10 protein-coding genes are annotated in these 12,949 nt (G+C 42.6%); all 10 read left to right on the top strand.

The genetic code is table 11. The features are described from left to right. The 10 genes from meaB to rho all read left to right on the top strand — a co-directional run bounded on the left by meaB (position 1) and on the right by rho (position 12,907). On the top strand, positions 1-942 hold the full coding sequence (meaB, locus tag ACKXGF_RS12845; RefSeq protein WP_411954095.1) for a methylmalonyl Co-A mutase-associated GTPase MeaB: 942 nt from the start codon (positions 1-3) through the stop codon (positions 940-942). Beyond that, positions 935-1,576, top strand: coding sequence for a TetR/AcrR family transcriptional regulator (locus tag ACKXGF_RS12840; RefSeq protein WP_411954094.1), 642 nt, complete (start codon positions 935-937; stop codon positions 1,574-1,576). The genes meaB and ACKXGF_RS12840 overlap by 8 nt, the downstream gene beginning before the upstream one ends. Continuing rightward, the gene (gene icmF, locus ACKXGF_RS12835) at positions 1,576-4,806 is read left to right on the top strand and encodes a fused isobutyryl-CoA mutase/GTPase IcmF (RefSeq protein WP_411954093.1); all 3,231 of its coding nucleotides are present in this window, start codon (positions 1,576-1,578) and stop codon (positions 4,804-4,806) included. Before ACKXGF_RS12840 ends, icmF begins: the two co-directional genes overlap by 1 nt. Positions 4,807-5,222: 416 nt before the next feature. Then, positions 5,223-5,699: a DNA-directed RNA polymerase subunit delta gene (rpoE, locus tag ACKXGF_RS12830; protein WP_411954092.1), complete on the top strand. Its 477-nt coding sequence runs from the start codon at positions 5,223-5,225 to the stop codon at positions 5,697-5,699. A 182-nt stretch (positions 5,700-5,881) separates the two neighbouring features. Beyond that, positions 5,882-7,474, top strand: coding sequence for a CTP synthase (locus tag ACKXGF_RS12825; RefSeq protein WP_411954091.1), 1,593 nt, complete (start codon positions 5,882-5,884; stop codon positions 7,472-7,474). 95 nt (positions 7,475-7,569) lie between these two features. Next, on the top strand, positions 7,570-7,929 hold the full coding sequence (locus ACKXGF_RS12820) for a response regulator (protein WP_411954090.1): 360 nt from the start codon (positions 7,570-7,572) through the stop codon (positions 7,927-7,929). A gap of 243 nt (positions 7,930-8,172) precedes the next feature. Next, on the top strand, positions 8,173-8,820 hold the full coding sequence (gene fsa, locus ACKXGF_RS12815) for a fructose-6-phosphate aldolase (RefSeq protein ID WP_411954089.1): 648 nt from the start codon (positions 8,173-8,175) through the stop codon (positions 8,818-8,820). Positions 8,821-8,884: 64 nt separating this feature from the next. After that, positions 8,885-10,171, top strand: a complete 1,287-nt coding sequence (locus ACKXGF_RS12810; RefSeq protein WP_411954088.1) for a UDP-N-acetylglucosamine 1-carboxyvinyltransferase — start codon at positions 8,885-8,887, stop codon at positions 10,169-10,171. Positions 10,172-10,210: 39 nt separating this feature from the next. After that, the gene (glpX, locus tag ACKXGF_RS12805) at positions 10,211-11,179 is read left to right on the top strand and encodes a class II fructose-bisphosphatase (protein WP_306977946.1); all 969 of its coding nucleotides are present in this window, start codon (positions 10,211-10,213) and stop codon (positions 11,177-11,179) included. A gap of 465 nt (positions 11,180-11,644) precedes the next feature. Then, a complete protein-coding gene (rho, locus tag ACKXGF_RS12800; protein ID WP_411955594.1) occupies positions 11,645-12,907 on the top strand; it encodes a transcription termination factor Rho in 1,263 nt (420 codons plus the stop codon). Positions 12,908-12,949: the final 42 nt, after the last annotated feature.

Raw genomic sequence — 12,949 nt, 5'->3', positions numbered from 1 at the left:
ATGGAGCAACTGGCAGAACGAATCGCAAAACAAGACCAGCGCGCATTAGCCCGAGCGATTACCATGGTGGAAAATGATCACCCAGAGAAATTGGCGCTCTTAAGTGCGATTAACCAACGTAAGCAAGGATCGCATTACGTCGGGATCACGGGCTCACCTGGTGCTGGGAAAAGTTCGCTACTTGATCATCTTGTAACTCATTTACGTGAGCAAGATAAAACAGTTGCGATTATCGCCGTTGATCCGACGAGTCCATTTAGCGGTGGTGCGCTTCTCGGCGACCGCGTGCGGATGCACAAACATTTTACGGATGAGAACGTGTTTATTCGAAGTATGGCAACTCGCGGGAGCCTCGGTGGCTTGGCGCGTGCGACCAAAGACGCGATTCGGGCCTGTGATGCGTACGGATTTGATTATATTTTTGTTGAAACAGTCGGCGTTGGCCAATCAGAACTCGATATTATGAAAGTGGTCGATACGACAGCTGTGGTGCTGACGCCTAACTCTGGCGATGTCATGCAAGTGTTTAAAGCAGGCATTATGGAAATTGCCGATTTATTCATTATTAATAAGGCTGATCTACCAGGTGTTCGCCAATTGAAAAACCAGCTGTATGACATGATTCATATGGTCGGATATGAACAGTTTGAACCACGCGTCATCGAAGCTGTTTCAACGAATGAGCCTCAAGGTTTTGATAAAATGGTCCGAGCTTTCGAGCAGCACAGGGATCATTTACTAAACTCAGAGGCAGGCATTCAGAAACGCCAAGAACAGTTAAAACATGAAGTTTATGACTTAATACATGATGCTGTCTATAAAGATGTGATTCAAATGATCGAAAAAGATGAAAGTTTAATACAAGAATTAAACAGCGTAACAGACCCTTATCAACTAGCTGATCAATGGCTAAGAGCGTGGAAGGGGGCAGGTGATGGTTAAAGAAATTAGTTCCTCCATTAAGGATGAAACATTGATTCAAAAACGGCGAGCTCAACTGCAGAAAGGTGCGGTGACGCTTTTTAAAGATAAAGGGTTTCACCGCGCTACGACGCGGGAGATCGCTAAAGCAGCTGGGTTTAGTATCGGAACGCTTTATGAATATATTCGGACGAAAGAAGACGTCCTTTTTCTCGTCTGTGATGCGATTTACGATGAAGTGAAGTCGCGCATGGATGCAGTTATTGATACCAATGAGACTTCAGAAGATGCGCTTTATCAAGCGGTGAAGTCGTACTTCCATGTGATGGATGATTTACAAGATGAAGTGTTGATTTTGTATCAAGAATTAAAAGCGTTACCGAAAGATGCACAAGATTATGTCTTGAATAAAGAAATCGAAATGATGCGTTTGTTTGAACAGGTTTTAGCCAATAATTACGCGTCAGTTCTGAGTGAACGAGACATTGTATTAATGGCGAACAATATTTTTATTCAAGGTCAAATGTGGGGGTTTCGTCGTTGGACTCTGCAAAAAACGTTTACATTAGAGGACTATACGAATCTTCAGTTTAAATGGTTAACGAACCAATTGTCATATGAAGCTTACAATCAAAAGCAAGGAGGCGTGTCATAATGCAGCAAGTGGAAGCATATCAAGTCAAGAATCCTGTAAGGTTTGTAACGGCATCAAGTTTATTCGATGGTCACGATGCATCGATTAATATTATGCGACGAATTTTACAAGCGAGCGGTTCAGAAGTCATTCATTTGGGTCATAATCGCTCAGTTGAAGCAGTGGTTAATGCCGCGATTCAAGAAGATGCACAAGGAATTGCGATTTCGTCTTATCAGGGAGGCCATGTCGAATACTTTAAATACATGGTCGACTTATTAAATGAAAAAGGTGCAGGTCATATCCGCGTTTACGGTGGCGGTGGCGGTGTTATCTTGCCACGCGAAATTAAAGAGCTCCATGACTATGGCGTTGCGCGCATCTTTTCACCTGAGGATGGTCGTGAAACAGGACTTCAGGGTATGATTAACACCATGCTAGAAGAGTGCGATCACCCAACACCAATCGAACTAGAAACGGATGCTAAAGCAGCAAAAGAAGGCGACAATCAAGCGGTTGCTCGCTTAATTACGCATGTGGAAAATGGTTCGGTTTCAAGTGAAGAGCTGGATCGATTGCTAGCGATTGACGGCTCAAGTGTACCTGTTATGGGGATTACCGGAACAGGTGGCGCTGGTAAAAGTTCCTTAACCGATGAATTAATTCGTCGCTTTTTAAACGAAGTTCCGGATAAGAAGATTGCGGTTATTTCAGTTGACCCAACGAAGAAGAAAACAGGCGGCGCTTTACTTGGTGATCGAATCCGTATGAATGCGATTTTCGACTCCCGTGTGTACATGCGTTCCCTTGCCACACGTGATTCGAAGAGTGAATTGTCAAAAGCGATTACGGATGCGATTAACGTGACGAAAGCGGCGCATTTTGACTTTATTATCGTTGAAACGAGCGGTATCGGCCAGGGTGATGCGGAAATCACTGAAATCACGGATCTGTCGATGTATGTGATGACAGCGGAATTCGGTGCACCTTCACAGCTTGAGAAGATCGACATGATCGATTTTGCTGACTTTATTGTCATTAATAAATTTGAACAAAAAGGCTCTGACGATGCGCTTAAGCAAGTCCGTAAACAGTACGAGCGCAGTCATATGCTGTTCCATGAAGATCACGCGACATTCCCTGTTTTCGGTACGATCGCGAGTCAGTTTAATGACGCAGGGACAAATACTTTATTTGCAGCGATGATCGAAACGCTAAATGAGCGTTATGATTGGAATGTAGAAGTTCCGTTTGATACGAGTGTGAAAATTGCTGAGAAGCAAAACTTAATTATCCCGCCTGAACGACGTCAGTATTTACGCGATATTGCCGAGACGGTTCGTGGCTATAAAGACCACGCACGTCGTCAAAGCGAGATTGCGAGTAAAGTTTATCAATTAAAAGGCACGAAAGATGAATTGGCAGGCCATGAAATCGATGCGCTTGATCAGCTGCTTGCCGATTATGAACAGCAATTAGATTTAGAAAGTACACAGAAATTAGCTGATTACGACCAATTTCAGGACACGTATTCTAAAGATGAAATGAGTTATGAAGTGCGCGGTAAGGAATTTAAAGTCGAAATGAACACAGAAAGTCTGTCAGGTATTAAGATTCCAAAAGTCGCGCTTCCGAGCTATCAAGACTGGGGCGACCGCTTAGAGTTCATGATGCTTGAGAATCTACCGGGCTATTTCCCTTATACAGCGGGTGTGTTCCCATTCAAGCGTCGCGGTGAAGATCCTACGCGTCAGTTCGCGGGTGAAGGAACGCCAGAACGGACGAATCGTCGTTTTCACTATTTATCCGAGAATGAACCAGCGAAACGTTTAAGTACGGCGTTTGATTCAGTGACGCTTTACGGGGAAGACCCAGATGAGCGTCCAGATATTTATGGTAAAGTCGGCGAATCAGGAGTCAGTATTTGTACAGTTGAGGATATGAAGAAGCTGTATGACGGTTTTGATTTAAGTGATCCGAAGACGTCAGTTTCGATGACGATTAACGGCCCTGCGCCGATTATTTTAGCGATGTTCTTTAATGCAGCTGTTGATCAACAGCTTGATAAATTTAAAGAAGAAAATGGTCGTGAGCCAAGCGCAGAAGAACATGAGCGTTTGAAGGCAGAAACGATTTCGGTTGTACGCGGAACGGTTCAGGCTGATATTTTGAAAGAAGATCAAGGTCAAAATACTTGTATCTTCTCAACTGAATTTGCCCTGCGTATGATGGGTGATATTCAAGAATACTTTATCGAGCAAGATGTGAAGAACTATTATTCTGTGTCGATTTCCGGGTATCATATTGCTGAAGCGGGTGCAAATCCGATTAGTCAGCTTGCCTTTACGTTAGCGAATGGCTTTACGTACGTCGAATATTACTTAAGTCGCGGTATGGATATTAATAAATTCGCACCGAATCTATCGTTCTTCTTCTCAAACGGCTTAGATCCAGAGTATACCGTGATTGGTCGAGTTGCTCGCCGAATTTGGGCCGTGGCAATGCGTGATAAATATGGCGCAGACGATCGCAGCCAGAAATTGAAGTATCATATTCAAACGTCTGGCCGTTCCCTGCACGCACAAGAAGTCGACTTTAACGATATTCGTACGACGCTTCAAGCGTTACTTGCGATTCAAGATAATACGAACTCGCTTCATACGAATGCTTATGACGAAGCGATCACCACACCAACGGAAGAATCTGTGCGTCGTGCCATGGCGATTCAGATGATTATTAATAAAGAATTCGGCTTAACGAAGACAGAAAACTCTCTGCAAGGTTCGTACATTTTAGAAGAGTTAACGGATCTAGTTGAAGAAGCTGTTTTAGCTGAATTCGAAAGTTTAAATGAACGCGGTGGCGTGCTCGGCGCCATGGAACGTCAATATCAACGCGGAAAAATTCAAGAAGAGTCGCTCTATTATGAAGGTAAGAAGCACTCCGGAGAGTTACCGATTGTTGGTGTTAATACGTATCAAAATCCGAACCCACCATCTGAAGACGACATCAATTCAATGGAAGTTGCTCGTGCGTCACAAGAAGAAAAACAAGGACAAATCAAGAACTTACGCGATTTCCAAGCACGAAATGCTGATGAAGCTGAAGTAGCTTTAGCCCGCTTAAAAGAAGTGGCAGCATCAGGCGGTAATATATTTGCTGAACTAATGGATACCGTCAAAGTTGCAAGCCTTGGTCAGATAACCAACGCTCTATACGAAGTCGGTGGCCAATATCGCCGTAATATGTAAGAGCTTTTAACTAAGTCGTGGGATTCGATTGGGTTCGAATCCTACGACTTTTTATATGTTGGACATTTCGCGTGGGTATAAGTGAGTTTAAGTTGTGAGTAAGGATGAGTGAGTCGCCGATATTTTTGGTATATCAGCTCCTTCGTATATAATGGCGCTGATAAATAATCGATAACGGCGCTTTAAAAAATTTATCGGCACCATCTCAGAAATAACGGCGCCATCTAGAATATATCGGCGCCTCAGCAAATATTTCAGCGTTCGCCGAAATATAACGGCGAGCGCCGAAAAGTCTCCACAGCTAATCCTCCACATCAATCATTATAATTTGTTCTTGAATTGACGATGATATATGATATTCTGTAAACTAGGAAAGTAGCTAAAGTTACTGCTAACTGGATAAAGGAGTGCTGGTTGTGAGCTTAGAAAAGTATACACAAGAAGAAATTCAAGAAATGTCGATGATTGATATTGCTTATGAAATCATGCTTGGCGATCATCAAGCGAAAAATTTCCAAGATATGTACCAGCTTGTTGCTGAAGCGAAAGAGTTCAGTCAGAAGGAAAAAGAACAATACATTTCTCAATTTTATACCGATCTTAATATTGACGGTCGTTTCTTATCAGTTGGTTCCAATCTATGGGGCTTGAAGCATTGGTATCCGTTTGACCAAACGGTTGAAGATGCGTTCGTCGCTGAGGAAAAACCGAAAAAGAAGCAGAAGAAAAAGAAAAAAGAGAAAGCAGAAGAACCAGCCGCTGAAGATGAAACCCTGCTTGAAGACGATATTGATACAACTGGAGAAGAACCAGAAGCAGAGGAGCCGTTTGTAGATGAAGTTGATGACCTCGAGAAGAATTTAGATAAAGGTGACGAGGAAGAAGACTTATAAAGTATGCTTGACTTTCCCTTGGTTCAGGCGTATTATTCTATGTGGGCTCTCTAAAAAAACGTGATTAAAGCTCCCGAATATTAGTTTCGGGAGCTTTTTTTGTTTTTTATAGACGAATTTGAAACTAAACTCCAATTCATTAACACATTATAAATGGAACTATAGAAAGTGAGGCTGTGAACATGACGAAGTATATTTTTGTAACGGGCGGGGTTGTTTCCTCTTTGGGTAAAGGAATTACCGCTGCATCATTAGGACGATTGCTCAAAAACAGAGGATTAAATGTCACGATTCAGAAGTTCGATCCGTATTTAAACGTGGATCCTGGAACGATGAGTCCATATCAACATGGTGAAGTATTTGTGACTGAGGATGGTGCTGAGACGGACCTTGACCTCGGACATTATGAACGTTTTATTGACATAAATTTAAATAAATACTCCAATATTACGACGGGTAAAGTTTATTCGACGGTTATTCGAAAAGAGCGTCGGGGTGACTATTTAGGCGGGACTGTCCAAGTGATTCCCCATATTACAAACGAGATTAAAGACAAAGTTTATCAAGCTGGAAACGAAACGAATGCAGATGTCGTCATCACAGAAATCGGCGGGACAGTCGGCGATATCGAAAGTTTACCGTTTCTAGAAGCGATTCGTCAGTTGAAGAGTGATGTCGGGCGTGACAATGTCATGTATATTCACTGTACTTTAGTACCGTATCTAGAAGCAGCAGGTGAAATGAAAACGAAGCCGACACAGCACTCCGTTAAAGAATTGCGTTCACTCGGTATTCAGCCAGATGTTGTCGTGCTTAGAACTGAAATGGCGATTAGCCAGAGTATGAAAGATAAGATCGCATTATTCTGTGATATCAATGAGAAAGCCGTGATTGAAGCACGTAACTGTGAAGTGTTATATGAAGTGGCGCTTGAGATGCAGCAACAAGGCTTAGATGATTTAGCATGTCAGCATTTCGGATTATCAACGCCTGCAGCGGATATGACGGAATGGCATGAGCTGATCGATCGGGTGAAAAATTTATCGAAAACGACGACAATCGCGCTAGTCGGCAAATACGTCCAACTACAAGATGCGTATATTTCTGTAGTCGAAGCCTTGAAACACAGCGGTTTTGCGTTTGATTCCGATATTAAAGTCAAATGGGTGAGTTCAGAAACGTTAACAAGAGAAAATGTTGACGCTGAATTAAGCGATGTTGACGGCATACTCGTCCCAGGTGGATTTGGCGATCGCGCAATTGATGGGAAAATCGAAGCGATTCGTTATGCGCGAGAAGAAAAGATTCCTTTCCTAGGTATCTGTCTCGGTATGCAACTTGCAACGGTTGAATATGCGCGAAATGTCTTAGGATTAGAAGGCGCACATTCTGCAGAGATTGATCCATCAACACCTTATCCTGTTATTGATTTACTACCAGAACAAAAGGAAGTGGAAGATTTAGGTGGTACACTTCGTCTTGGCGTTTACGCTTGTCGCTTGCAAGAAGGCACACAAGCTTATGATGCCTATCAAGATGAAATTGTTTACGAGCGCCATCGCCACCGTTACGAGTTTAATAATACGTATCGCGAACAAATGGAAGCAGCTGGATTTAAATTCTCTGGTTTAAGCCCAGATGGCCGTTTAGCAGAAATTATTGAAATCAGTGATCACCCATGGTTTGTCGCGTCACAATTCCATCCAGAATTCAAATCACGACCGACTCGACCACAGCCTTTATTCAAGAAATTTGTCGAGCATTGCGTAAATTAAGTCAATTGTGTATAAAATTGTGAAATGGATTGATTTTCCTGTTTCTTTCATGTAAAGTGAAGTAGAAATACTCGAAACGGAAATAAGGTGATGGAATGGGAAAGTATCAAGCTGTCGTCGTAGATGATGAAGAATCCATCGCAACATTAATGGCTGCCTTTTTAAAACAAGAAGGGCTAGAGGTTAAACAGTTTACAAACTGTCACGAAGCATTAGACTCGATAAAAAATATTCGGACGGACCTTTATTTTGTGGATTATTTATTACCTGCGATGAAAGGTGATCAATTCATTGCAAAACTTAGAGATGAAGGTGAAACAGCACCTGCCGTCTTAATGACGGGCATGGGTAAAAGCCAAGTAGAACAGGAAACGGACGTGTCTTACGAAGACATATTAGAAAAGCCGTTCACACTAGAAGATGTTTCACAAGTCGTGCATTATTTTTTAAAATAACTAAAAAGCCCTGGAGTAATGTTGCGAAAAATCGACACACTTGGTATTCTAGGAAGAGAATAGATATAGAATAACATTAGGGGAGGAAACCGTCGTGTCCACACTATTATCTAAGGTTAGTCACAACTCACGAGTAGATGTAGACGGTTTTCTGACGATAGACATGTGATGAAATTGGCTGACTCAGCGCGACTGGGTTAGCCTTTTCGTGTATCAACAGACATTTAAAGGAGACGGATTAACATGAAATTTTTTATTGATACAGCAAATTTAGATGAAATTAAAGAAGCAAATGCATTAGGCATATTATCAGGTGTCACAACAAATCCTTCACTTGTTGCGAAGGAAGGCGTGTCTTTTCATGACCGACTAAAAGAGATCACAAAAGAAGTGACGGAAGGATCCGTTAGTGCTGAGGTGATTTCGGAAGACGCAAAAGGTATGCTAAAAGAAGCAGAAGAACTGGTCAAAATAGCACCAAATATTACGGTTAAATTACCGATGACATTAGAAGGCTTAAAAGCGTGTAAAGCATTGACAGACAAAGGTGTCAAAACTAACGTGACACTCGTCTTCTCAGCGAATCAAGCATTGCTCGCTGCACGTGCAGGCGCAACTTATGTGTCACCTTTCTTAGGGCGCTTGGATGATATGGGACAAAATGGCCTGCATTTAATTAACGAGATCGCAACAATTTTTGATACACATGGTATTGATACAGAGATTATCGCAGCAAGTGTACGCCATTCAATGCACGTTTCAGAAGCAGCTATTAATGGCGCGCATATTGCAACGGTTCCATTCAAAGTCATTCAACAACTAGTTAAACATCCATTAACTGACCAAGGCATTGAAAAATTCTTGAACGATTGGGAGCAAGCGAATAAATAATTCGTCAAGAGCTAGGGTACGCTAACAGTTAAAGGATGAACGAACCTAATAAGGAGCATGGCATATGGATAAATTGCTTATTGAAGGCGGCCATCAATTAAACGGTGAAGTGCGGGTTAGCGGGGCTAAAAATAGCGCGGTAGCTTTGTTGCCAGCGACTATTTTAGCTGAATCTGAGGTCACCATTGAAGGCCTTCCGAATATTTCCGACATTCAAATATTAAAAGAATTATTACGCGATATCGGCGGTGACGTGGAACAAAACGGTGAGGATATCACGATTGATCCGTCACATATGGTCTCAATGCCTTTACCGAACGGACGTGTGAAAAAGCTACGTGCCTCTTATTATTTTATGGGTGCAATGCTCGGCCGTTTTAAGAAGGCTGTGATTGGTTTGCCTGGAGGCTGTAATTTAGGCCCGCGTCCGATTGACCAGCATATTAAAGGCTTCGAAGCTTTAGGTGCTCAAGTCACGAATGAACAAGGTGCTATTTATTTACAAGCTGATGAATTAATTGGTGCGAAAATATATTTAGACGTGGTTAGTGTTGGTGCTACGATTAATATTATGCTAGCGGCCGTTAGAGCAAAAGGAAAGACGACGATCGAAAATGCGGCGAAAGAGCCAGAAATTATCGACGTGGCGACGTTATTAAATAGTATGGGCGCCAATATTAAAGGTGCTGGGACTGATGTGATTCGGATTGAAGGCGTCGATGAGTTAAAAGGATGCCAACACACGATCATCCCAGACCGGATTGAAGCAGGAACTTATACGATTTTGGCCGCTTCAAAAGGTGAAGAAGTAACGGTGGATAACGTGATCCCAACTCACCTTGAATCGTTAACAGCCAAACTACGCGAAATGGGCGTAGAGATTGAAGAAGGAGCAGATTATCTCGTTGTCCGTGGTAACCGTAAGTTAAATAGTGTCGACATTAAAACACTCGTCTATCCAGGTTTCCCGACTGATCTGCAACAACCTTTCACATCGTTGTTAACCCAGGCGCACGGAACGAGTATTGTGACCGACACGATTTATCAAGCGCGGTTTAAGCACATCGATGAATTGAGACGGATGAATGCGAATATCAAAGTCGAAAGCAATTCTGCCGTGATATCTGGACAATCTCCACTTGAAGGCGCGAAAGTTAAAGCGAGTGATTTGCGCGCTGGTGCGGCCTTAGTCATTGCGGGATTAATGGCAGATGGCGTCACAGAAGTCGTAGGTCTTGATCATATTGAGAGAGGTTACGACCAAATCACAGAAAAACTAAAAAGTCTCGGAGCTGTTGTATGGCGCGAGGAAATGTCTGAAGAAGATAAAAAATTGTTCCAAAATGCGTAAAGCGTTGACTAGAGCATTTTAAAAAGGGGAGTCATAACCATGGAAAGAAGTTTATCGATGGAAGTTGTTCGTGTGACTGAAGCAGCTGCGCTAGCGTCTGCTCGATGGATGGGACGCGGTGAGAAAGAAGAAGCTGATGGCGCTGCAACAGAAGCGATGCGAACAGTCTTCGATACCGTGCCGATGCAAGGAACTGTCGTAATCGGCGAAGGGGAAAAAGACGAAGCACCGATGCTATACATAGGGGAAGAAGTTGGCCAAGGCCAAGGACCTGAAGTGGACATTGCAGTTGATCCTGTTGAGGGAACGAATATTGTTGCACTTGGTACTTGGAATGCATTGTGCGTTGTAGGTATTGCTGACCGTGGTGAATTACTTCATGCACCAGACATGTATATGGAGAAAATCGCAGTCGGCCCTGAAGCCGTTGGAAAAGTCGATTTAAATGCTTCAACAGCTGATAACTTGAAAGCTGTCGCTGATGCTAAAGGAAAAGACGTAGAAGATGTGGTTGTTGTCGTTTTAAATCGACCACGCCACGATCAACTCATTCAAGAAATCCGTGAAGCAGGCGCGCGTATTAAACTTATTCCTGATGGTGACGTCGCAGCATCTATTAATGCTGCCTTTGACCATACAGGTGTGGACATGCTGATGGGAACAGGTGGTGCACCTGAAGGCGTGTTATCAGCGATCGGTTTAATGTGTTTAGGTGGCGAAATTCAAGGCCGCTTAAAGCCAGTTGATGATGAACAAACAGAACGTTGCCGAGGTATGGGCATTGAAGACGTGAACCGTGTCTTAACGATGAAAGACCTATGCGGTGGCGACGATGCCATTTTCGCTGCAACGGGCATTACAGACGGAGAACTCTTACAAGGCGTTCAATTCAAAGGTGATAAAGCAACGACAGAAACCGTTGTTATGCGCGCCAAATCAGGAACAGTCCGCTTCATCGACGGCACTCACAGCCTAGCGAAAAAACCTGATTTAGTGATGAAAGATTAGTGAATATTAGAAGTGGCTGGTACAGAAGGTTATTTGTTTTACAAATGACGAATGTTAGTAAACAATGTTAGTTAAGCAGTTATGAAGCGGAATCAAAATGCGTAGACTCCTGCGGGAACAGCACGAGACTCAAGACCCCGCAGGAAGCGTTTTTCTTCCGAGGAGGCTTGAGCCGTGCCCGCGGAAAGCGGAGCGTTTTGATGGAGCGTCATTCAAGCAGAAGGCTCGAACGATTTATTTTTATTATAATTGTTCGGGTTTACTTTGTATTATTCACGTTTGTCTCATTCACTCCTTTTACACCAACTGAACACCTTGCCTAAAACGTAAAAACACGATACAATATAACAGTTATACCTCATATAACTATTTCTTCTCACATAGAATTGACAACCCAAACAAACTTATTTCCAAATATAAACGAATAAAATTTCATAAAAGTGTGGTGTTTTTGTGTCAAATCAAATGACAATCGCACAATTAGAAACGAAGAATTTAAAAGAACTGTACGAGCTAGCTCGTGAGTTTGGCGTTTCTTATTATGCGAAACTAAACAAAAAGGAATTAATTTTTGCGATTCTAAAAGCGCAAACGGAACAAGACGGTAAACTGTTTGTTGACGGCGTCTTAGAGATTATCCAGTCAGAAGGCTTTGGTTTCTTACGTCCAATTAACTATGCACCAAGCCCAGAAGACATTTATATCTCCGCTTCACAAATTCGCCGTTTTGATTTAAGAAATGGTGATCTAGTCTCTGGTAAAGCTCGTCCGCCGAAAGAAAATGAACGTTACTTTGGTTTACTGCATGTTGATGCGGTTAATGGGGACAATCCTGAAAGCGCCAAAGAACGGATTCACTTCCCAGGCTTAACCGCTTTATATCCAGATCGTAAAATGAATCTCGAGACAAAATCGAACGTTTTAGCTACCCGAATTATGGACATGATGGCGCCTGTCGGTTTTGGCCAACGTGGACTCATTGTTGCGCCACCTAAAGCGGGTAAAACGATGATTTTAAAACAAGTTGCTAATAGCATTAAACAAAATCATCCTGACTCAAAATTAATTATCTTGCTGATCGATGAACGACCAGAAGAAGTGACGGATATTGAACGGTCAGTAGATGAAGACGTCGATGTCGTTAGTTCGACCTTCGATGAAGTACCTGAAAACCATATTAAAGTGTCCGAACTTGTGTTGGATCGTGCGATGCGTTTAGTCGAGCACAAACAAGACGTGATTATTTTAATGGACAGTATTACACGCTTAGCCCGTGCGTATAACTTAGTGATTCCACCAAGTGGCCGGACGTTATCTGGTGGTATCGACCCAGCTTCATTCCACCGTCCGAAGCGTTTCTTCGGTGCGGCCCGTAATATCGAAGAAGGTGGTAGTTTGACTGTACTAGCAACTGCTTTAGTCGATACAGGCTCACGCATGGATGACGTCATTTATGAAGAGTTTAAAGGAACAGGCAATATGGAATTACATCTTGATCGCCGTATGGCTGAACGCCGTATCTTCCCAGCGATTGATGTGCTTAAGTCAGGTACTCGTAAAGAAGAGCTTCTCTTATCGAAAGAACATCTTGATAAGACATGGGCGATTCGAAAAACAATGCAAGACCAACATGATTTCTTAGACCGCTTCTTGCGTCGTCTACGTAACTCGAAGGATAACGATGAATTCTTCAAAATTATGGACGATGAAATGAAAGGTAAACAATAAGAATTGATTAGGGACCTTGCAATCTAAAACTTGAGTTGATAT

The organism is Alkalibacillus sp. S2W (assembly GCF_046764385.1).
GTDB classification, from domain to species: Bacteria; Bacillota; Bacilli; order Bacillales; family Alkalibacillaceae; genus Alkalibacillus; species Alkalibacillus almallahensis.
This window is presented reverse-complemented; position numbering and strand designations above follow the sequence as displayed.